Raw genomic sequence first — 21,485 nt, 5'->3', positions numbered from 1 at the left:
TTTTGCTGCGACTGAAAAAAATTGGCCGGCGAGTGTACACCGCCGCATCAGGCGCCGGAATCGGCACGCTCATCCGTCGCAACGGCGAAATGCCCGGACAGCAGAAAACGGTCGATCTGCCGCACCATCTGCGTCGAGAACAGCATGCCGCTGTGCGACACCGGCAGCACGCAGGCGTCGCTCGCCTCGGAACAGCTGGCCTCGGCCACGCCGACCACGCCGTCGTTCGGCGCCGGCAGCCGGGCGATCAGCTGCGCCAGGCCGAAGGGATGATCACCGGCGATCGTGCCGAGCTCGCGGTTGCCCGGCCACTGCGGCACGTCGCCGTACAGCGCGCGGCGACGGCTGGCACCGAGCATCCAGCCCAGATGACGGCGGCGCAGCAGCGCGGCGATACGGCTGCCGTGATGCGGCGTGCCCAGCGTCACCACCCGTCCGGACGGCAGGTACGGCGCCCGCTGCAGGGCGTGGCGGATCACCAGGCCGCCGAGGCTGTGCCCGACCAGATGCACGCGGCCGGCGCCGGTGGCGAACACCCGCGCCATCAGCCGCTCGCCGGCGCTGGCCGGCGACTCGAACATGCTCGGATAGGCGAACAGGCTGACCGGCCAGCCGAGCGCCCGCAGCCGGGTGGCCAGCGGCCGCAGCCACAGGCGGTTCATGTACAGCCCGTGCACGAGAAAAACGCGGACGCGCGAACGCTCGTCCGCCGTGAAAGACGTAGTCGACTCCTGATCTGGCATGCTCGATCGGTGCACCACGCCTGTTAGTGTTTCAGGTACACTAACAAACATGCGCGCTACCCTGCTCCCTGTTTCCGTCCATATCGTCGTATTCGGCATCCGCTGTGAAGGGCTGGCGGTGCTGCTCCTGCCCCGCGCTGAGATGTGGTCGCTGCCCGGCGGCGGGGTCGAGGATGCAGAGGATATCCATGGCGCCGCGCTGCGCCAGCTTGCCGTGCAAACCGGCCTGCGCGATGTCTATATGGAGCAGCTCTACACCTTCGATCATCTGGACGCCGATACGGTGCAGCGCACGGTCGCCGTCACCTGGTATGCGCTGGTGCCCTCAGCATCCTCGTTCACGAAGACGGCCGCCGGCGAGTGGTTTGCTGTCGAGGCGCTGCCGGCGCTGCCGGCCGAGCAGGCGGGCATCGTCCACCTCGCCCGCCAGCGGCTGGCAGCGAAGCTCGAATATTCGACGATCGCGCTGCAGCTGATGCCGGAGCGCTTCACGCTGGGCGTACTGCAGGCGGTCCATGAAACCGTCCTCGGTACCGCACTCGACAAACGGAACTTCCGCAAGCGCGTACTCGCCTGGGCTTGCATCGAAGAGACTGGCGAGATGGCCCGCGAGGGACATCACCGCCCGGCACGGCTCTACCGGGTCACCCGCCCCGGCAGCGTCGAGATCATCAAATGACGCGGCCCGCTGTGACCGCTGGAGTACTCCCTGAATGAACGCATTGACTGACGCCGGCGCCGCCCGCCGGCACCGGCTGACCCCCGAGCAGGTGCCGGACATCGTCACCGAACAGCTCGATGCCGACGAAAAGGCCGCGCTGACCGCGCGCATCCGCGAACTGCTCAAGGCACAGAACGCCACGCTGGTCGCCCACTACTACACCTCGCCGGAGCTGCAGGAAGTGGCCGATGCCACCGGCGGCTACGTCTCTGACTCGCTCGACATGGCCCGCTTCGGCACCGAGTGCTCCGCGTCGACCCTGATCGTCGCCGGCGTGCGCTTCATGGGCGAGACGGCGAAGATCCTCAACCCGGAAAAGCGCGTGCTGATGCCGGATCTCGGCGCCGAATGCTCGCTCGACCTCGGCTGCCCGCCGGATGAGTTCGCGGCCTTCTGCGACCAGCACCCGGATCGCGAAGTCGTCGTCTACGCCAACACCTCGGCGGCGGTGAAGGCTCGCGCCGACTGGATGGCGACCTCGGGCATCGCGCTCGATCTGGTCAAACACCTGCATGCCGAGGGCAAGAAGATCCTGTGGGCACCGGATCGCCACCTCGGCGCCTGGGTGCAGCGCGAGACCGGGGCCGACATCCTGCTCTGGGACGGCTCCTGCGTCGTGCACGAAGCCTTCAAGGCCGACGGCATCGCCCGGCTGAAGGCCGAGCACCCGGACGCCCTGGTGCTGGTGCACCCGGAATCGCCGGCGGAAGTCGTCGCTCTCGCCGATTTCGTCGGCTCGACCACCGGCATCATCAAGGCCGCCCGTGAGCTGCCGGCGCAGAAGTTCATCGTCGCCACCGATAACGGCATCTTCCACAAGATGCGCGAGGCGGCGCCGGAGAAAACCTTCATCGAGGCGCCGACCGGCGGCAAGGGCGCCACCTGCGTCTCCTGCGCGCACTGCCCGTGGATGGCGATGAACGGCCTGCGTTCGCTGGTCGGCGTGCTCGAACGCGGCGACAACGAAATCTTCGTCGACCCGGCGCTCCGCGAACGCGCAGTGCAGCCGATCCAGCGCCTGCTCGATTTCGCCCGCAGCCGCCGCACCGTGGTGCTCGGCAACAACGATGCGTAAGTCAACGCCGGCAGACAGCGCCCGCGCCAGGCCCGGAATGCCGGCATGAGCGATCGGGCAACGCTCCACGCACGCACCGGCGCACTGCGCTCATTGATCGATCAGGCCCAATCGAGCAGCGCACCGGCACGCCGACGGCCCGACCGCGCCGACGACGCGCCGCAGCCTTTGCCGCAGGCACGTCGCCTGCCGCCACTGCGGCTGCAGCGCCTCGGCGAGCGCTTCAACAAGCCGCGCAGCGAGCTGCGCTCGCTGATCGACACCGCGCGCGAACTGGCGCGGATCAATCAGGCGTTCGCCATCGCGGCACGGCCGCCGCTGGCGCTGCACGCCAGCATCGTGCGCCTCGACCCGCAGGGCTGGACGGTGCTGGTCGATTCACCGGCGTGGGCGTCGCGCCTGCGCTTTGGTGCACACGCGGTACAGCGCAAGCTGCAGGCGCACCTGCGCCGCCCGGTGCCGGACTTCGACATCCGGGTGCAGGCGCTGGCCGCGCCACGGCCACAACCCAGCCACAGACCGCTGCACGTCTCCGAACAGAGTGCGCAGTGGCTGAGTCGCGCCGCCGGCAGTTTCGGCGAGCAGCCACTCGGACGCGCACTGGCACGCCTGGCCGATCATGCTTGCAGACGTGCAACAACAGTGGGCGAGCCTGTTGATCGCCGCTAGAATGCCGCGCTTTCCCGGCTACCCAGCCTGACAGGAACACCCGTGACAACCGAAGCTACCCTTCCACCGGACACCTTGCCGGAGTCTGCCCCTGACACCGCCCCCGCTGCCAAATCGCGTGCGCGGGAACAGAGCAAGGAGCTGCTCGGCAGACTGGTCGAGACCTACCCGAAGACCTTCTTCCCGCTTTCGGCGAGACAGGTCAGACCCCTGAAGCTCGGCATCCACAAGGATCTGCAGACGGTGGTCCGGGAATGGGGATATGAACCCCTGGCACTGAAACTCGCGCTCGCCGCCTACATCCGTCAGCTGCGTTATCAGGTGGCACTGACCAAAGAAGCCCAGCGGGTCGATCTCGCCGGCGAAGCAGCCGGTGAAATCAGCGAGGAGCACAAAGCCAAAGCCGTCCAGCAGGTGGCCGAGATCCGCGCTGCACGTGCCGCCCGCCAGGCGACCACCCGCCCGGCCGCGGCCAGCGCGCCGGAAACGGCCCCCGCGGACAGCCCCGAAGTCAGCGCCGACGCCACACCCGGCACCGAGGCCGAACGGCCGCGCCGGCGTCGCCCGCCGCGCCGTGCCGACAACGCGGCGGCCGACGGCACGAACACCGCCCCCGCCGCACGCGAGCGGCGGGCACGCCCCGACGGCGAGCAGCGGCGTCCGCGCAAACCGCAGGAGCGCACGGAGCGCGGCCCGCGCCGTGAGCGTGACCAGGCTCCCGCACGCGTCAGCGCCGCCCCGGCGGAGCCCGCCGAAGAAACCGCCTTCGCCGCCCTGCTGCGCGAAGCGCTGGCCCGCCAGGACGACAAGAAAGCCTGAGTGCCATCATCGCGGGGCCGGCAGCACACCGGCCCCGACGGACTCAGCCAGCCTTCACCACCAGGCTGTTCTTCACCGACTTCACGCCCTTGACCGACTTGGCCACCTTGCCGGCCAACTGGCGCTGCGCGCTCGTATCGACGAAGCCGCTCAGCTGCACGACGCCCTTGACCGTCGTCACCTCGATGGCAAAGGAACTCAGCGACGGCGTTTCCGCGATCTTGGCCTTAACCTTCGCGGTGATCGCCGTGCTGTCGAGATACTGCCCGGCGGTCTCCCCTTTCTTGAGGATCACCAGGTCGTTGCGCACGCTCTTCACGCCTTCGACCTGCCGAGTGACCTGCTCGGCCCGCGTCTTCTGCTCGGCGGAATCGACGAAGCCGGACAACTGCACTGTTCCCTTGTAGGTCTCGACCTCGAACTTGTGGCTCTTGACCAGCGGGTCCTGCGCCAATGCATCGCGCACCTTGGCCGTCACCAGCGTGTTGTCGAGGTATTCACCGGTGCTCTCCGAGGTCGGCGTGCTGGTGCACCCGGCGAGTCCGCCGGCAATACCGAGGCTCAGTGCCAGCAGCACGGCTCGCGACAAACGAACGGTTCCCGACATAAGACAGATCTCCCTCTTCGCTTACGGAGCAGACACCAGCGCGAGAATCGCCGCGCGATTGGTCTGCGAGAAGACGCGCTCCGCCGCCGCGGCCCACGGCAGCCAGATGGCCGCATCATGCTCCCCGGCCTGCAGGCGGACCGCGCTGCGCTGCGGCAGGCGCAGCGTGAACACATGCTCGATGTTATCGCTGACATCGGGCGCATAGCGCGCGCGCCACGGCGGCAGGATCGGATAGCGATTGACGATGCCGGCCGCCTCGATTCCGGCGCTATCGAGCCCGGTTTCCTCGTGAAGTTCCCGCCGGGCGGCCTGCAGCGGCGCGGTCTCATGCCACTCCAGGCTGCCGGTCACCGACTGCCAGTAACCGGCCGGCCGTACGCGCCGCAGCAACAGCACCTCACCGGCCCCGGTATGAATGACGACCAGAACGGATTCCGGGCGTTTGAAAACGCGGCTCATGACCATGCATTCCTCAGCAACCGTTGAGCATGGCTCGGTCACAGGCTAGCAAGCCGCCGGCCCGGCGTCCGCCGCAGGAGGATGCGCGGGCAAAGAAAAGGGGCCGGCAGGCCCCCTTTCGACATCGCGGTATGTGCCGGGCGTCAGCCTACGGCGTGCGGCGCAGACGGATGTTGAGCTCGCGCAGCTGGCGCTCATCGACCGCCGCCGGAGCGTCGGTCAGCAGGCAGGCGGCGGTCTGCGTCTTCGGGAAGGCCATCACGTCGCGAATCGACTTGGCGCCGGCCATCAGCATGATCAGCCGATCGATACCGAAGGCCAGGCCGCCGTGCGGCGGGCAGCCGAACTTCAGCGCATCGAGCAGGAAGCCGAACTTGAGCTTTGCCTGCGCTTCGTCGATGCCGAGCAGTTCGAACACCGCGGTCTGCATCTCCGGGCGATGGATACGGATCGAGCCACCGCCGATCTCGGTACCGTTGAGCACCATGTCGTAGGCACGGGCGATGGCGTTTTCCGGGTCGGCCTTGACCGTCTCCACTGCATCCCGCGGCGAGGTGAACGGATGGTGCATCGCGTTCCAGCGGTTTTCGCCGTCGTCCCACTCGAACATCGGGAAATCGACGACCCACAGCGGCGCCCAGTCGCCCTCGATCATGTCGAGGTCCTGACCGATCTTCAGGCGCAGCGCGCCGAGCGCGTCGTTGACCACCTTGGCCTTGTCGGCGCCGAAGAACACCAGGTCACCGTTGACGGCCGCGGTACGTGCCAGGATCGCTTCGAGCGCGGCATCGGAAAGGTTCTTGACGATCGGCGACTGCAGTCCCTCACGCCCCTTGCTGACGTCGTTGACCTTGATGTAGGCCAGCCCCTTGGCGCCGTAGCGGCCGACGAAACCGGTGTAGTCGTCGATCTGCTTGCGCGAGAGCTTCTCGCTGCCGCCCGGGACCTTCAGCGCGGCGACCCGCCCGCGCGGCTGGTTGGCCGCCGCGGCGAAGACCTTGAACTCCTCGGTCTTCATCACATCGGTCAGCTCGGTCAGCTCCATCGGAATGCGCAGATCCGGCTTGTCGGAGCCGAAGCGGCTCATCGCCTCGGCAAACGCCATGCGCGGGAACGGCTCGGGCAGCTCGACGCCGAGCACTTCGCGGAAAGCGCCGCGGATCATGCCTTCCATCAGGCCGGTGATATCGGCCTCGTCGAGGAACGAGGTCTCGATGTCGAGCTGGGTGAATTCGGGCTGGCGGTCGGCGCGCAGATCCTCGTCACGGAAGCAGCGCACGATCTGATAGTAACGGTCGAAACCGGCCATCATCAGCAGCTGCTTGAACAGCTGCGGCGACTGCGGCAGTGCGAAGAACTCGCCCGGATGGGTGCGCGAGGGCACCAGATAGTCGCGTGCGCCCTCGGGCGTGGCCTTGGTCAGCATCGGCGTTTCGATGTCGAGAAAGCCCTGCGCGTCGAGGTAGCGACGGAAATGGCTGATGGTGCGGGCACGCAGCTTCAGCCGCTCCTGCATCACCGGGCGGCGCAGATCGAGGTAGCGGTAACGCAGCCGCACTTCCTCGGAAATTTCCTCGTCGTCCATCTGGAACGGCGGGGTTTCGGCACGGTTGAGGATCTCCAGACCCTTGGCCAGCACCTCGATCTTGCCCGAGCGCAGATTGGGGTTGTCAGTACCGTCAGGCCGCGGGCGGACCCGGCCGTGCACGCGCAGCACGAACTCCGAGCGCACGCGCTCGGCGTTGGCGAAGGCTTCGGCGGTATCGGGATCGATGACCACCTGCACCAGCCCCTCACGGTCGCGCAAGTCGATGAAGATCACGCCACCATGGTCGCGGCGGCGGTGGGCCCAGCCGCAAAGTTGTACTTCCTGCCCGAGCAGGGCCTCGTCGACCTGGCCGCAATAATGGCTGCGCATCATTTCGTCGGATTTCCGTGGATTCAAGCGAATGGGCACCGCCGGTGCGGTGCGAAAAGGCGCGGAATGGTACGGGGCCGCAGCCCGGACGCGCAACTTGCGCGGCCCGGCTGCGGCCCCGTACCGCGCCGCGCCGGCTCAGGCGCCGGCGCAGGAATTCGCTGCGCCGCAGGCGCTGTTGCCGCAGGCGGGCACGTCGTCCTTCTTGGCGATGTTCTTCTGCTGACCGGACTTGAAGTCGGTCTCGTACCAGCCGCTGCCGGACAGACGAAAGCCCGCCGCCGAAATCAGCTTTTTCAGCTGCGGTTGGTGGCACTCGGGGCACTCGCTGAGCGGCGCATCCGCCATCTTCTGCATGGCTTCGAATTCGTGACCGCAGCTGTCGCAGCGGTATTCATAGATCGGCATGACCAACCACCTCCGGATACAGTTCAGAAGCAGGCGCCGTGGTGCAGCGCGCAACGGCGCGAGTATACGGTAAAGCACAGGACACGGCGGGCACGGCGCTAGGCAGCGCGCGCGGCAACGCAGTACCCTTGCCGATCCGGCAGATGGGGACGTCAGGCCCTGCTGACAAGGGCGTCGTTTCGTTCAGGTGACATGCATGCTCGTACTAGGCAATGCCGACTACTCCGCGCCCGCTCGTGGCATCGCCGCCCTGCTCGGCATGGCCTATGCCGAACTGGAGGTTCATCGCTTCCCCGATGGTGAGAGCCGCGTCAAGCTGCCGACGCCGCTGCCCGCCCACCTGATCATCGTCTGCACGCTGAACCGCGCCAATGACCGTCTGGTCGAGCTGCTGCTGCTCGCCCACACCGCACGCCGACACGGCGCCGAACGCTTGACGCTGGTCGCCCCCTATCTCTGCTACATGCGCCAGGATCTTGAGTTCAGTCCCGGCGAGGCGGTCAGCCAGCGCATCGTCGGTCGCTTTCTCGGCGAGCTGTTCGACGACGTGCTGACCGTCGATCCGCACCTGCACCGCATCGAGCGGCTCGATCAGGCGATTGCGTCCGGCAACCCGGTCATGCTGACGGCGGCGGCACCGATCGCCGCCGAAATCGGCCGGCGCTGGCCCGATGCACTGCTGCTCGGCCCGGACGGCGAATCCCAGCAGTGGGTCGAGCGCATCGCCGCCATCGGCGGGCTCGACAGCGCGGTTTCGCACAAGGACCGCTTCGGCGACCGCGATGTGCGCGTGGCGCTGCCGGCCACGGCGGTCGATGGCCGCACCGTGGTGCTGATCGACGATATCGCCAGCACCGGGCGCACGCTCGCCGTCGCCGCCAGCCAGCTGCGTGAACGCGGCGCGGCCGCCGTCCACGCCTGCGTCACCCACGCCCTGCTTTCGGCCCAGGCGCTGGCCGATCTGCACGCCGCCGGCATCGACACCGTGCTCAGCACCAACAGCGTGCCGCATCCGACCAACGCGATCGCGCTCGAACCGCTGCTGGCCGAAGCAATCAGCACGCTGCGCTGAGAGGGACTCATCATGCCGTTCGCACCGGGTCCGTTCTTCATCCTGCTGGCGCTGCTCGCCGGCCTGCTGCTGGCGCTGCAGCTGCAGCTGGTCGGCATCGCCTTCGAGCGGCTCGGTCTGACGCCGGACGGAGCGATGCTGCTGCTGTTCGCCTCCCTGCTCGGCAGCCTGATCAACCTGCCGCTGTTCAAGCTGCGGGCGACGGCGCCGCCGCCGCAGGCGCTGGAGCCGCTGCGCCGTCTCGGTCTGCTGCGCCACCGGCCGCCGCCGTTTCGCGGTTACACCCTGATCGCACTCAACGTCGGCGGTGGTCTGGTGCCGGTGCTGTTCTCGCTGCACCTGCTCACCCGCCTGCCGCTGGCGCCACTGAACACGCTGCTGGCGATCGCCATCGTCAGCGGCATCGCCCGCATGGCCAGCCAGCCGGTGCCGGGTTTCGGCATCGCCATGCCGATATTCGTCGCGCCGCTGGCCGCCGCGATCACCGCGCTACTGCTGGCGCCGGCGGGGCTGAGCGCGCCGCTCGCCTACGTCTGCGGCACGCTCGGCGTGCTGATCGGCGCCGATCTCTCGCGCCTGCCCGACATCCGCAAACTCGGCGCGCCGGTCGCCTCGATCGGTGGTGCCGGCAGCTTCGACGGTATTTTCATTACCGGCATCGTCGCCGCGCTGCTGGCCTGAACTCACTCCAGCGCCGTCAGCAGGGCATCCAGCCATTCTTCGGCAAGTCGCCCGCGGGTGATGAACACCAGGCGCGTGCGTCGATCCTGCGCCGACCAGTGCTGCAGAGGCTGCAGCGGTTCGAACGCCCCCTGCACACCGTGCACCAGGAACGGCAGATCGCGGCCGGCGAGGTGGACGATGCCTTTGACGCGCAGCAGATCGGCCGAGCCGAAATCGCTGAGCATCGCGAAGAAACAGCGAAAGGCGTCGATATCGAGCGGCGTTTCGCGCTGCAGGGCGCGGGCGCGGATGTCGGCACCGTGACGATTGGCGTCGGGCGCGCCGAGCCGAAAACCGCGCAGGCCCAGCCACGGTTCGATCTGTTCGCTGCGCGCCGTGGCGTCGCGGATCGCCACGCCGAACAGCGCCTGCGGTGCGATGTCGCCGTGCACCGCGACCAGCGGTTCGAGCCCCGGATGGATCTCGGCGATCTGCCGGCGCAGCAGCGCGACCGCGTCGGGCTCGGCGACGTCGGTCTTGGTCAGCACCAGGCGGTCGGCCAGCGCCACCTGCGCCCGGCTCTCCGGCTGCGCCGCCAGCGTCGCCAGGCCGTGACGCGCATCAACGGTGGTGATGACGCCGTCGAGCGCGAAATCCGCCGCCAGCGCCGCGTCATCGAGCAGGGTGCGCAGGATCGGCGCCGGCTCGGCCAGGCCGGTGGTTTCGATCAGCACGCGGGCAAACGGCGGCAGCTCGCCGCGCGCGCGCCGTGCACGCAGACCGGCCAGCGTGCTGGCCAGCTCGCCGCGGCGGGTGCAGCACAGGCAGCCGCCGGGCAGCTCGATGACATCCTCACTGCCCGCCTCGACCAGCTCGTGGTCGATCGACACTTCACCGAACTCGTTGATGATCACCGCCATCGGCGGCAGCGACGGCGCCTGCAGCAACCGCGACAGCAGCGTGGTCTTGCCGCTGCCAAGAAAGCCGGTCAGCACGCTCAGCGGTGTGCGCTCATCTGTACTCATCGGATTTCGCTGCCACTCGACGACACGGGATACGGCGCAATACTCGCTCAAGCCTCAGTGACTGAGGCAGTCGACGAAGCCGTCAGCGAGCTCGGTCAACGTCTGCGTATAGGCCGCCGGACCGGCCGGCACGTCGACGCCGAGCGGATCGAGCCGGCCGGCCCGTGCCGGAGTGCCTTCGATCAGCGTGGCGATCAGCGCCGGGTCGAACTGCGGCTCGGCGAACACGCAGCGGGCGCCGCTCTGCGCGATCTTTTCGCGCACGGCGCGCAGACGTTGTGCCGAAGGCTTGAGCTCGGGGCTGACGGTGATCGAGCCGACCGCCTGCAGCCCGTAACGCGCCTCGAAATACTGGTAGGCATCGTGGAACACCACATACGGCCGACCGCGCACAGCCTCGACGCGCTTGGCGAGCTGCTCCTGCAGCGCGGCGAGTTCGCCGTCGAGGCGCTGGCCGTTGGCACGGTAACGCTCGGCATGTGCCGCATCGACCTCACTCAGGGTGCTGACGATGTAGGCAGCCATCGCCCGGGCATTGGCCGGATCGAGCCAAATGTGCGGATCGAGATGATGGCCGTGTTCATCTTCACCTTCGTGCTCATGCTCATCATGGTCATGTGCACCATGCGCCTCGGCGCCATGCTGATGCGCCTCCCAGACGCCGCCTTCGCGCGGCGCCAGCGTCTTCAGATTCGGCGCATCGGCCAGCTCAACGCTGCGCACGCGCGGCGCGGCGGCAAGCGGCCGCACCAGAAAACCTTCCAGCGCGTCGCCGATCCAGAACACCACATCCGCCTCGTTGATTGCCCGCGCGGCCGAGGGCTTGAGCGCGAAGTCATGCGGTGAGGCGCGGTTGTCGAGCAGCAGAGTCGGCGTGGCAACACCGTCCATCACCGCGGCGACCAGTGCATGCACCGGCTTGATGCTGGCGACGACCTTCGGTGCCGCGGCAGCGCTGCTGGCCACGCCGAGCATGGCAGCCATCAGTAAAAACTTGACGGAAAAGACTTTCACAGCGGATTCTCCTGCGCCTTAAATGTTATACAGTAACGTTACAATATAACATTTCATACAATGCGACCAGCGTCGCCGCAGGCGATATGAACCTTCCTTCACCTTCCTCCGCCCTCGCCACCGCCAGTCGTCTGTGCGACGAACGCGGCCAGAAACTGACCGAGCTGCGTCGCCGCGTGCTGGAAATCATCGTGCACAGCCGCAAACCGCTCGGCGCCTACGCGATCCTCGACGTGCTGCGCGCCGAAGGGCGCAATGGCGCACCGCCGACGGTCTATCGCGCGCTCGAATTCCTGCTCGAACAGGGGCTGATCCACCGCCTGGCCTCGCTGAACGCCTATATCGGCTGCACTCACCCGCACGAACGCCACGGCAGCCAGTTCCTGATCTGCAAGCATTGCGGTGCCGTCGGTGAACTGATCAGCACGCGGCTGGAAAGCGACATCGCCGCAGCGGCGCAGGCGCAGGGCTTTACCGCCGAGGCGACGATCGTCGAAGTGCTCGGACGCTGTGCCGCCTGCCGGGAGCCATCATGAGCCTGCTGCACGATGACGCCAGCGCCGACCCGGCGATCCTCGACGACTGGGGCCGTGAGGCCGGCATGCACGCCGCAGCGGGCAGCGCACCGCTGCTGCGGCTGCGCGAGATTTCCATCTCTTTCGGCCAGCGCCGCGTGCTCGAAGGTGTTTCGCTGGACCTGGCCCCAGCGGAAATCCTCACGCTGGTCGGCCCGAACGGCGCCGGCAAGTCGACACTGGTGAAGATCGCCCTCGGCCTGCTGACGCCGGATGGCGGCCAGATCGCCCGCGCCGCCGATCTGCGCATCGGTTACGTACCGCAGCGCCTGCAGCTCGCCGACACCCTGCCGCTCACGGTCGCCCGTTTCGTCACCCTCGGTACCCGCGCGGCGCGCGCCCAGGTCTTCGCCGCGCTGGGCGAGACCGGTGCTACGCATGTCATCGACAGCCCGATCCAGGCGATTTCCGGTGGTGAGCTGCAGCGTGTGCTGCTGGCCCGCGCCCTGCTGCGCCGGCCGCAGCTGCTGGTGCTCGACGAGCCGGTGCAGGGCGTGGACATCGCCGGCCAGTACGCGCTCTACGATCTGATCCGCCAGCTGCGCGACCGCCGTGGCTGCGCCGTGCTGATGGTCTCCCACGATCTGCATCTGGTGATGGCCTCGACCGACCGCGTGCTCTGCCTCAATCGCCACGTCTGCTGTCAGGGCCAGCCGGAGCACGTTTCGCGCGATCCGCGTTACCTGGCGCTGTTCGGCCGTGACGGTGCATCGCACCTGGCCGTTTATCACCACCATCACAACCATGTGCATGATCTGCATGGCGATGTGCATCCGACGACCACGGAGCGCGATGCGTGAACGCCCTGCTCGATGACTTCCTGCTGCGCGCGCTGCTCGGTGGCCTCGGCGTCGCCCTCGCCGCCGGCCCGCTCGGCGCCTTCGTGGTCTGGCGGCGGATGGCCTACTTCGGCGACACACTGGCCCATGCCGGCCTGCTCGGCGTAGCGCTCGGCGTCCTGACCGGCCTCTCGGAAAACCTCGGCGTCTTGCTGGCCTGCCTGGGCATCGCGCTGCTGCTGGTGGTGCTGCAGCGCCAGCGCCGGCTGGCCACCGACACGCTGCTCGGCATCCTCGCGCACACCTCGCTGTCGCTGGGGCTGGTCGGCCTGGCGCTGCTCGACAACGTGCGCATCGATCTGTCGGCCTATCTGTTCGGCGACATCCTCGCCGTTTCGCGTACCGATCTGCTGTGGATCTGGGGCGGTGGCCTGCTCGCCCTCACGGTACTGGTGCTGCTGTGGCGGCCCTTGCTGGCGATCACCGTGCACGAGGAACTGGCCCGCGTCGAAGGTGTGCCGGTGGCGGCGGTGCGGGTGAGCTTCCTGCTGCTGATCGCGCTGGTGGTAGCGGTGGCGATGAAGGTGGTCGGCATCCTGCTGATCACCTCGCTGCTGATCATTCCGGCGGCGGCGGCCCGCCGCTTCGCGCGCAGCCCCGAGGGCATGGCCGCACTGGCCAGTCTCGGTGGCTGCCTCGCCGTCTGCGGCGGCCTCGCCGGCTCACTGCGTCTGGATCTGCCGGCCGGCCCGGCGATCGTCGTCTGCGCGACGCTGGTTTTCGTCGCCGGGCTGCTGTGGCCGCAGCGCCGCTAGGCCTGGGCGCGCTGACTCGCCGCCTGCTGGCAGGCGAGCTCGGCAGCAGCGAGCGCGTCCAGCGCGTCCGCAGCATTGTCGTCGCCCAGGCGGATCAAGCCGACGTTACCCCCGATCGGCAGTGAGCGTCCCTGCGCCTCGACACGCACGCCGGCGACCGCTGCACGGATCGCTTCCTTGCGGGTGTTTGCGCTGTCCTCGGCCCAATCCGCATACAGCACCGCGAACTCGTCACTGCCGACCCGCGCCAGGCGGTCCTGTGGACCGAGCAGCGCCGCCAGCGCCAGCACGCAGCGCTGGCGCGCCATATCGACCAGCTCCATGCCGCCGAGGACTTCCAGCCGCGCCAGCCGGGTCAGGCTCAGATAAGCCAGTGCCCGCGCCGGGCCGCGATTGCGCACGCCGGCCAGCACACCGTCGAGCTGCGCGATGAAAGCCGGCCGATCCGGCAGTGCCGTGTACGGGTCGACGTCAGCCGCCTGCTCGGCGGCCACCGGGACGGCGCTCGCTTCGGCGACGGCTGGCGCCGGGGCAGCCAGCGGATGCGGCAGCTCGGGATTGATCAGCAACGGCATGTCGCTCGCCGGCAGCGACTCCATATAGCTGGTGGCCGGAGCCAGCGTAAGCTTGGGTTCGGTCATCCCGCCCCCCTCCTCGTTTGTGGCCGCGCGCGGCACCTTAATGACGGTGGCCGGCGGCTCGGGCGGGGGCGACGCCTCGGTTCTGGATTCCGGCAGCGGCAGTGCCGGCACGACCAGCGGCGGCGGTGCCGACACGACGGCAGCGGGTACTGCCATCGTCGACAGCTGCCCCGCATTGCTCACGGGCGCCGGTGCGGCTTCCTGCTCACGCAGCACCAGCACGACGCCACCGATGTCCTGTCCCAGACGGCGAATCGAGGCGATCGAGCAGAGCACATCGAGCTCACTGCCGTCACAGCGCCGCAGCCGGCCGGGGGCGAAATCCTCCCGTGTGTCATGCGCCTGCGCCAGCAGATCGGCGCCGGTCTGCGGATGGCGCAAGGGCACGATCTCCGGCAAGGGGCGTCCGACCGCCGCCGTCGGCTCCCACCCGGTCAGGCGCTGCGCCAGCGGGCTGAGGAAATCGACCCGGCCGACACTGTCGGTGGTGATGACGGCTTCGCCGATGCTGGCAAGAATCGCCTCACTGCGCTCGCGCTCGCGTGCTGACACCGACTGCGCCTGGGTCAGCGCCGTCAGGTCGTGGACCAGACAGGCATAGTGCAGCGTACCGTCGAGCGCCTCGACCGCGGCGACGTTGACCTTGGCCGAAAAGCGCGCGCCGTTGCGGCGCAGACCGGGCACCGGCCTGCCGTCAAGCGGCGGCTGCAGCGGATCGAAATCGGTCAGCAGACGGCTCACCGGCTGGCCGCAGACCTCGGCCGCCATCACACCGAACAGCCGCTCGGCGGCCGGGTTGAGGGCCTCGATGACGCCGTTGTCGGCCAGCGTCAGCAGGGCTTCCGGCAGCGACTCGTACAGCGCCTGCAGCCATTGCTCATGTTCACTGACGATACTCGCCTGCCAGCGCCGCTCGGTCATGTCTTCGGCGTGGCCGACGATGCGCAGCGGCACACCGCTGGTATCGCGCACCACGCGCGCCCGGTCGCGCAGCCAGCGCTGTGCGCCATCGGCACGCACGATGCGGTACTCGATGTCGAAGCCGCCGCTCTGCGGCGCCAGCATCAGGGCGCGGCGCACACGCTCGCGGTCCTCCGGATGAATCGAGTCGCGGCGCAGGTTCGGCCGGCTGAAGAATGCCTCGACCGGGTAGCCCCACACCGACTCGAAGGCCGGACTGAGGTACAGCAGCTGGCGCGCGTCGGCGCTGCAGACCCAGAACACGCCATCGGAGCTTTCGATGATCTGGCGCAGCCTGCGTTCGCTCTCGGCCAGCTGCAGATTACGCCGGGCAACCAGCGTCTCGATGCTCCCCTGACGCCCGATCACGCCATACAGGATCGCGGAAACCGCCGCCGACAGTGCCAGCCCGGCAAGCAAGCCCCACCACGGCCGTTCGCCAATCGAGCTGATGAACTGTCCGGGCGCCGGTGTCGCCACCAGCTTCCAGCGCCGCTGCGCCACCTCGATGTCACGCTCCTCATGTTCGAGCACACTCAGCGCATCGAGATCGGTCAGGTAACTGGCCATCGCCGCGCCGCGCAGACTGCCGAGCGGGTGATACAGCAGCTGCCGCCCCTTCGGAGCGCTCGGGTCGAACAGGCGCAGTTCGATCCGGCTCATGTCGAGGCGCGACAGGGCGCTCTCGACCAGTCGCTGCGGATCGATGACGGCGACCGCGACGCCGATGATCTCACTGGCTCGCCGGCGCTCGTCGCTGAGCGCCTGCAGCGAGCGATACACCGGCTGCACCGCCAGCACACCGCGCTGCTGGGCGTCGCCGTACACGAACACGTCGGAAAGCATCAGCCGTCCGCCATCGCGGGCAGCCGCCACCGTATCGGCCAATTCCGCCCGCGCGCCGAGGTCGCCCCCCAGTGCCAGCGCGGCGCCTTCACCGGGATAGACCCGTTGCAGCACGAAACTGTCGCCGCTGCGCACCGCCCAGCCCAGAGAGTCGATGCCGGCCGACAGGCTGAGCAGCGGGCGCGACAGCGCCTCGAAGCCGTCGCGCGGCACGGTCGGTGTGGTGAAGCTGTATGCGGCCAGACCCTGCAGGGCGGTCAGACCCTGTTCCAGTTCACGGGCGACCGCCAGAAAACGGTCGCGGGCATCGTGCTCGAAAGCATCGCGGGCGCGGGCACGCTCGCTGCCTGCCAGCCAGACGAACAGAACGGCCGACAACAGCCCGCCGACACACAGGCAGACGAGCGGCCAGAGCCAGGCCCGACGTTCGCCTGCGGCCGCCTCCGTCGCGCGCGATGATGTTTCCGACTGCCCCCAGATGCGCATGCGCTTGTCTCCTTCCTGTCCGCGCCAGCCGCATGCGCGGCACGTCAAGCCAGCAGCAGATCGTCCTGATCGAGTGTTTCGCCGCGTGCCCGCTCAAACAGCGCCAGCAGATCCGGCACATCGAGCCGCGCGCGCTCCACTCCGGCGACATCGAACACCACGTCGCCCCGATGCAGCATGACGGTGCGATCCCCCACCGCCAGAGCCTGACGCATGCTGTGCGTGACCATCAGCGCGGTCAAGCGATGCTCGGCGATCAGCTCGCACGACAGCCGCAGCACCAGGGCCGCCGTCTGCGGATCGAGGGCCGCGGTATGTTCGTCGAGCAGCAGGATCTGCAGCGGCTGCAAGGTCGCCATCAGCAAACTCACAGCCTGGCGCTGGCCGCCCGAGAGCAGGCCGATGCGATCGTGCAGCCGATGTTCCAGGCCGAGGCCGAGGGCCGCCAGCGCCTCGCGAAATCGCGTGCGCCGGGCGGTATCGAGCGCCCGGCCAAAGCCCCGCCGGGTACCGCGCGCCGCCGCCAGCGCCAGATTTTCTTCGATGGTCAGCTCGCCGCAGGTGCCTGCCAGCGGGTCCTGGAACACCCGGCCGACCAGCGCCGCGCGCTGATGCGGCGCCTGGCCGGTGACATCGCGCCCGCCGATGCGCACACGCCCGCGGCTCGGCTGCACCTCACCGGCCAGCACGTTGAGCAGCGTCGACTTGCCGGCGCCATTGCTGCCGATGACAGTGACGAACTGTCCTTCGGCAATGTCCAGGCTCAGGCCGCGCAGCACCTCGTTCTGCAGCGGCGTACCGGCATTGAACACCACCTGTACAGCGTCAACGGCGATCATCGGCGCACCTTCGCCCGCAGGCGCGGCAACACCAGTGCCGCGCCGACCAGCAGCGCGGTCACCAGATTCAGATCCTGTGCCTGCAGACCGATGAAATCGGCGTTCAGCGCCAGCGCCACCAGCAGGCGATAGAGCAGCGAGCCGAGCACGCAAGCGATGGTGGCACGCGCCACGCTGCGCGGCGCCAGCAGCGCCTCGCCACCGATCACCGCCGCCAGACCGACGACGATCGTGCCCAGCCCCATGGTCACGTCCGCCGCCCCCTGCGACTGCGCGAACAGCGCACCGGCCAGGCCGACCAGCGCATTCGCCAGTGCCATGCCGAGCAGCGTCGCCGCGCGGGTATTGATGCCGTTGGCCCGCGCCATGCGCGCGTTGCCGCCGGTGGCGCGCAGTGCCAGCCCCAGCCCGGAGCCGAGGAAGCGATCGAGCGCCCAGCGCAGCAGCAGCAGCAGCAGCAGCAGCGCCAGCGGCGTGGCGAGGTAGCCCGGCAGCGGCAGCGCGGCGAGGGGCGTGAATACGGTTTCTTCACCGAGCAGCGCGACGTTCGGCCGGCCCATGATGCGCAGATTGACTGAATACAGCGCGATCATCACCAGGATGCCGGCGAGCAGGTCGAGGATCTGCAGGCGCAGCGAAGTCCACGCCGTGAGCAGCCCGGCGAGCGCGCCGGCGAGCACCGCCATCGCCGTCGCCGCCCACGGATTCCAGCCGGCGACGATCAGGCTGGCCGCCACCGCGGCCCCGAGCGGAAAACTGCCGTCGACCGTCAGGTCGGGGAAATTCAGCACCCGGAACGACAGATAAACGCCGAGCGCGACCAACGCATACAGCAGCCCGACCTCCATCGCTCCGGCAAAGGCGATCAAGCTCACGGCCGCGCCCCCCGCACCGTCGACGGCGCGCTCAATGCAGCACCTTGGCGGCGCGTGCGAGCAGCTCCGGCGGCAGCTCGACGCCCATCGCCCTGGCGGCCTTGAGATTGAGCACCAGCGACAGTTTTTCGACCGACTCGACCGGCATCTCACCCGGCGCCGTGCCCTGCAGCACGCGCCAGACCTGGGCGCCGCTCTGACGGCCGAGGTCGTAGTAGTCGAAGCCGACCGCGGCCAGCGTGCCACGCGTGACCGAGTCGGTATCGGCGCTGAATACCGGCAGTTTGGCCTCACCGCCGACCTTGATGACCGCTTCGAGTGCCGAGACCACGGTGTTGTCGAGCGGAATGAAGATCGCATCGACCTTGCCGACCAGCGCCCGCGCGGCGTTGAGGACGTCACTCGACTTCGGCGCCCCGCTCTCGACGACACTGAAGCCCTGCGCCGCCGCCTCGGTCTTGAAGCGGGCGAGCAGCGCCACCGAATTGGCCTCCCCCGGATTGAACAGCACGCCGATGCGCCGGGCCTGTGGCAACACCGCGCGGATCAGACGGATCTGCTCGGCGGCCGGCGTCAGATCCGAGGTGCCGGTGACGTTGCCGCCCGGATGTTCGAGATCACGCACCAGCTTTGCCGCCAGCGGATCGGAGACGGCAGCGAAGACGATCGGGATGTCGCGGGTGGCCGCTGCCACCGCCTGTGCCGATGGCGTGGCGATGGCGACGATGACGTCACTGCCTTCACCGACGAACTTGCGCGCGATCTGCGCCGCCGTCGCCGGATTGCCCTGGGCGCTCTGGAAGTCCACGCGCAAACCATGCCCGTCGCTCAGATCGTGCGTCGCCAGTTCATCGAGGATGCCCTTGCGTACGGCATCGAGCGACGGGTGCTCGACGATCTGTGTCAGCCCAAGCCGGCGCTCGGCGGCCTGAGCGAGCGGCTGGGCAAACGCGGTGGCGGCCAGCAGCAGCGCCGCGAGAATGCGCGGGTTGTTCACGATGTCGTCCTCTTGCGGTCGGGGGGCAGACCAGCGCGCAAGCCTTGCACAGCGGTCAAAGTGGCGACAACCACTCAGATCAAAGCCACTCAAAGCCGCGACTCGGCGCTGGCGGCGAGCGGCGTTAGAATTTCCAGTATGGACATGCACTGGTTCACCGCGCTCGCCGACTGGTCCACGGCTCATCCGCAGCTGATGGGACTGAGTGTCCTGCTGATCGCCTGCGCCGAGTCACTCGCCATCGTCGGCCTGCTGGTGCCCGGCGCCTCGCTGCTGCTCGCCTGCGGCGCGCTGATCGGCCTCGGCCACCTGCCGCTCGCGCCGATCTGGGCCTGGGCGGTGGCCGGCGCGGTCATCGGCGACTGGGCGAGCTTCTGGCTCGGGCGGCGCATGCGTTCACGCACACGCGGGTTGTGGCCGCTGAACCGTCACCCCGAATGGCTGGAGCGCGGTGAGCGCTTCTTTCAGCACCACGGCGGCAAGAGCGTGGCGATCGGCCGCTTCGTCGGGCCGGTGCGCGCCGTCGTGCCGCTGATCGCCGGCATGCTCGACATGTCGCCACGGCGCTTCATGCTGCTCAATCTGCTGTCGGCGCTGCTGTGGGCGCCGGCCTATCTGCTGCCCGGCATGGCGCTGGCCGCCACCCTCGATCGCGCCGGACCGGTGGTCACCCGCCTGCTCGCCGTGGCGCTCGTCGCTCTGGTATTGCTGTGGCTGCTGTGGCAGGTGAGCACGCTGCTGCTGTCGCGCCGGCCGCGCCCGCTGTATCTGCGCATCGCAGCGGCAGCGGCACTGCTGGTGTTCGGCATCGTGTTGCATCCGCTCGCCGCCGACCTGTCGACCCCGAGCGACACCGCGCTGTGGGTCGGCAGCCGCCAGGCGCTGGCGAGTGCCCTGCAACAGGAAGGCTGGAGCCGGCCGCGGCCGTCCCGTGAAGCCTGGCTGGCCGCACTCGATCCGGCAGCGCCGCTGGCGGCCCTGCCGGTCACGCCGAACTGGCAGCCACCGGACGCCATCTGGGTACGCGGCGACCATCACGGCGAACGGCAGGTGCTACGTCTGTGGTTCGATACGCATTCACCGGCGGCGCAGCCGCAATGGCATGCCGCGCTGAGCCATCAGTATCGGCGAGCCTGCGGCTGGCTCGCCTGCTGGGCCGAAAATCCGGCCACTGCGCCGGCGCCGCCGCAACCGGCGGCACTGACGGGGGACGGCAACGCCCCCGCCCGGATTACAGCATCAGGCTGACGGCGAGCGCGGCGACGACGCCGAGCGCCAGCACCACCATGCCGCGCGTCAGCCGTGTCTGTGCCTCCTCGGCCAGCTCGCGTGCAGCACGGGCTTCGGCAACAGCCTCGTCGAGCTGGGCCCGCGTCGGCAGCTGTTCGATCGCCCGCCGCGTGACTTCGAGCTCATTGCGCAGGGCGGCGATTTCCGCCGGCGCATTGCTCTGCATGCCCTGCACCTGGGCGACGACGTCGGCGGTCATCGCACGCACGGCCTCGCTGGCAGCGCCGCGTGCCAGCTCGCCGATGCGCACGGCAAACGGCCCGGTCTCCAGTGCGCCCTGCAGGGACTGCAGCCATTCGTCCTTGCTGGCGAGGATCGCCGCCGGCACCTGCTCGGCGATCAGCGTGCGCAGCTGCGCCGCCTGCTCGGCCGTCGCATCGCGCAGCACCGATTCCGCCGCCGCGCGCGCCAGCGGCTCGGTGGTCTCGGCGACGATCTGCTGTGCCACAGCGGCAGCGGACGCCTGCGCGTGCGACGCAGCCACCTCGCGGGCCTGCGCCACCGCGTTGGCGCCGATCTCCGGCAGCAGCGCACTCAGGCGCTCATCGAGGCTCGTCACCAGCAGCGCGGGCACGCCCGCAAGCAGCGACTCGCGCACCTGCGCCTCCAGCGCCGGCTGGCGGGCTGCGACGGCGCTGTCCACCGCCGCGGCAATCTGCGCCTGCAGCGCAGCGGGATCGAGGGCGGGCGCAGCCGCCGCAACCGGAGCCGCCTGCGGGGCCGGTGCGGCTCTCAGCAACGTGCCAAGCAGCTGGCTGATGCCGGCGTCATCGGCGGTCTTGCTGAGAAAAGCTACGGCGCCGACATCGGCGGCACGCGCCTTGACGTCGGCGGTTTCCTCCGCCGAGCACATGATGACCGGGATGCCGACACTGCGTGGATCGTTGTGAATCAGGCCGGCCGCGGTGAAACCGTCCATTTCCGGCATCGTCACGTCCATGAACACTAGGTCGGGCCGTGTCGAATTGAGATACTCGAAGGCCTCCGCAGCGGAAGCCACCTGCGCCACCTGCAGGCCGTGCTTTTCCAGAGTGCGAGTCAAGGCCAGGCGCGCCAGTCGAGAATCGTCGACCACCAAGGCTGTCTTCATTGTCGTCCTTCCTCAAGCCGGGTTCGAACTGCGCCGTTCGGCGGCGTCGCTGACACCGCCCGTCGTAATACCCGACATATCGGTCGAATGCATTCG

Annotated in this window: 22 protein-coding genes; 10 read left to right on the top strand and 12 right to left on the bottom strand. The window is 68.8% G+C overall.

The features are described 5' to 3' along the window. Positions 1-47: 47 nt before the first annotated feature. Positions 48-743: a lipase family alpha/beta hydrolase gene (locus C7443_RS13105; RefSeq protein ID WP_110019062.1), complete on the bottom strand. Its 696-nt coding sequence runs from the start codon at positions 741-743 to the stop codon at positions 48-50. 49 nt (positions 744-792) lie between these two features. On the opposite strand from C7443_RS13105, the gene C7443_RS13100 reads away from it, so the two are divergent. Genes C7443_RS13100 through C7443_RS13085 form a run of 4 tightly spaced genes read left to right on the top strand, consistent with a single transcriptional unit; the run spans position 793 to position 4,027 of the window. Then, entirely contained in the window at positions 793-1,422 is a 630-nt protein-coding gene (locus C7443_RS13100) for an NUDIX hydrolase (RefSeq protein WP_110019061.1), read from the top strand. A 34-nt stretch (positions 1,423-1,456) separates the two neighbouring features. Further along, positions 1,457-2,539, top strand: a complete 1,083-nt coding sequence (gene nadA, locus C7443_RS13095) for a quinolinate synthase NadA (protein ID WP_110019060.1) — start codon at positions 1,457-1,459, stop codon at positions 2,537-2,539. Positions 2,540-2,584: 45 nt separating this feature from the next. After that, a complete protein-coding gene (locus tag C7443_RS13090) occupies positions 2,585-3,208 on the top strand; it encodes a DciA family protein (RefSeq protein WP_110019059.1) in 624 nt (207 codons plus the stop codon). 42 nt (positions 3,209-3,250) lie between these two features. Then, a complete protein-coding gene (locus C7443_RS13085; RefSeq protein WP_170123609.1) occupies positions 3,251-4,027 on the top strand; it encodes a ProQ/FINO family protein in 777 nt (258 codons plus the stop codon). Between the two features lie 43 nt (positions 4,028-4,070). On the opposite strand, the gene C7443_RS13080 is transcribed toward C7443_RS13085, so the two are convergent. The 4 genes from C7443_RS13080 to C7443_RS13065 form a co-directional block, all read right to left on the bottom strand. Further along, positions 4,071-4,634, bottom strand: a complete 564-nt coding sequence (locus C7443_RS13080) for a BON domain-containing protein (protein ID WP_110019057.1) — start codon at positions 4,632-4,634, stop codon at positions 4,071-4,073. A gap of 21 nt (positions 4,635-4,655) precedes the next feature. Then, on the bottom strand, positions 4,656-5,096 hold the full coding sequence (gene nudB, locus C7443_RS13075; protein ID WP_342774235.1) for a dihydroneopterin triphosphate diphosphatase: 441 nt from the start codon (positions 5,094-5,096) through the stop codon (positions 4,656-4,658). Positions 5,097-5,244: 148 nt separating this feature from the next. Next, positions 5,245-7,014 (bottom strand): aspartate--tRNA ligase, encoded by a 1,770-nt coding sequence (gene aspS / locus C7443_RS13070; protein ID WP_110019180.1) that lies wholly within the window; start codon positions 7,012-7,014, stop codon positions 5,245-5,247. Between the two features lie 138 nt (positions 7,015-7,152). After that, the gene (locus tag C7443_RS13065; RefSeq protein ID WP_110019055.1) at positions 7,153-7,422 is read right to left on the bottom strand and encodes an FmdB family zinc ribbon protein; all 270 of its coding nucleotides are present in this window, start codon (positions 7,420-7,422) and stop codon (positions 7,153-7,155) included. 196 nt (positions 7,423-7,618) lie between these two features. Here C7443_RS13065 and C7443_RS13060 point away from each other — a divergent pair, with 196 nt between their 5' ends. After that, positions 7,619-8,494 carry a ribose-phosphate diphosphokinase gene (locus C7443_RS13060; RefSeq protein ID WP_110019054.1) on the top strand — a complete coding sequence of 292 codons (876 nt, stop codon included), beginning with the start codon at positions 7,619-7,621 and terminating at the stop codon, positions 8,492-8,494. A 12-nt stretch (positions 8,495-8,506) separates the two neighbouring features. After that, positions 8,507-9,175: a DUF1614 domain-containing protein gene (locus C7443_RS13055; protein ID WP_110019053.1), complete on the top strand. Its 669-nt coding sequence runs from the start codon at positions 8,507-8,509 to the stop codon at positions 9,173-9,175. A 2-nt stretch (positions 9,176-9,177) separates the two neighbouring features. On the opposite strand, the gene C7443_RS13050 is transcribed toward C7443_RS13055, so the two are convergent. After that, complete coding sequence (locus C7443_RS13050; RefSeq protein WP_110019052.1) at positions 9,178-10,182, bottom strand: CobW family GTP-binding protein; 1,005 nt, start codon at positions 10,180-10,182, stop codon at positions 9,178-9,180. Positions 10,183-10,236: 54 nt separating this feature from the next. Next, positions 10,237-11,196: a zinc ABC transporter substrate-binding protein ZnuA gene (znuA, locus tag C7443_RS13045; RefSeq protein ID WP_246004656.1), complete on the bottom strand. Its 960-nt coding sequence runs from the start codon at positions 11,194-11,196 to the stop codon at positions 10,237-10,239. 86 nt (positions 11,197-11,282) lie between these two features. On the opposite strand from znuA, the gene C7443_RS13040 reads away from it, so the two are divergent. The 3 genes from C7443_RS13040 (at position 11,283) to znuB (ending at position 13,365) form a co-directional block, all read left to right on the top strand. Then, positions 11,283-11,732 carry a transcriptional repressor gene (locus C7443_RS13040; RefSeq protein WP_110019051.1) on the top strand — a complete coding sequence of 150 codons (450 nt, stop codon included), beginning with the start codon at positions 11,283-11,285 and terminating at the stop codon, positions 11,730-11,732. 65 nt (positions 11,733-11,797) lie between these two features. Next, on the top strand, positions 11,798-12,571 hold the full coding sequence (gene znuC / locus C7443_RS13035) for a zinc ABC transporter ATP-binding protein ZnuC (protein ID WP_110019178.1): 774 nt from the start codon (positions 11,798-11,800) through the stop codon (positions 12,569-12,571). Continuing rightward, on the top strand, positions 12,568-13,365 hold the full coding sequence (gene znuB, locus C7443_RS13030) for a zinc ABC transporter permease subunit ZnuB (RefSeq protein WP_246004655.1): 798 nt from the start codon (positions 12,568-12,570) through the stop codon (positions 13,363-13,365). Before znuC ends, znuB begins: the two co-directional genes overlap by 4 nt. Here znuB and C7443_RS13025 read toward each other — a convergent pair. The 4 genes from C7443_RS13025 to C7443_RS19920 are packed head-to-tail and all read right to left on the bottom strand — an operon-like array spanning position 13,362 to position 19,009. Further along, a complete protein-coding gene (locus C7443_RS13025; RefSeq protein WP_110019050.1) occupies positions 13,362-16,298 on the bottom strand; it encodes a sensor domain-containing diguanylate cyclase in 2,937 nt (978 codons plus the stop codon). The two genes, znuB and C7443_RS13025, sit on opposite strands and share 4 nt — an antisense overlap. 44 nt (positions 16,299-16,342) lie before the next feature. Beyond that, entirely contained in the window at positions 16,343-17,137 is a 795-nt protein-coding gene (locus tag C7443_RS13020) for an ABC transporter ATP-binding protein (protein ID WP_110019049.1), read from the bottom strand. Continuing rightward, entirely contained in the window at positions 17,134-18,012 is an 879-nt protein-coding gene (locus tag C7443_RS13015; protein ID WP_110019048.1) for an ABC transporter permease, read from the bottom strand. The genes C7443_RS13020 and C7443_RS13015 overlap by 4 nt, the downstream gene beginning before the upstream one ends. A gap of 31 nt (positions 18,013-18,043) precedes the next feature. Then, entirely contained in the window at positions 18,044-19,009 is a 966-nt protein-coding gene (locus tag C7443_RS19920; protein WP_246004654.1) for an ABC transporter substrate-binding protein, read from the bottom strand. A 60-nt stretch (positions 19,010-19,069) separates the two neighbouring features. Here C7443_RS19920 and C7443_RS19915 point away from each other — a divergent pair, with 60 nt between their 5' ends. Further along, entirely contained in the window at positions 19,070-20,257 is a 1,188-nt protein-coding gene (locus C7443_RS19915; protein ID WP_246004653.1) for a DedA family protein, read from the top strand. Here C7443_RS19915 and C7443_RS13005 read toward each other — a convergent pair. Beyond that, entirely contained in the window at positions 20,241-21,389 is a 1,149-nt protein-coding gene (locus C7443_RS13005; protein WP_110019046.1) for a response regulator, read from the bottom strand. The genes C7443_RS19915 and C7443_RS13005 overlap by 17 nt on opposite strands. Positions 21,390-21,485: the final 96 nt, after the last annotated feature.

This window comes from Plasticicumulans acidivorans (assembly GCF_003182095.1).
Taxonomy (GTDB): Bacteria; Pseudomonadota; Gammaproteobacteria; order Competibacterales; family Competibacteraceae; genus Plasticicumulans; species Plasticicumulans acidivorans.
Note: the sequence above shows the minus strand (reverse complement) of the source record. Positions and strands in the feature narration are given on the sequence as shown.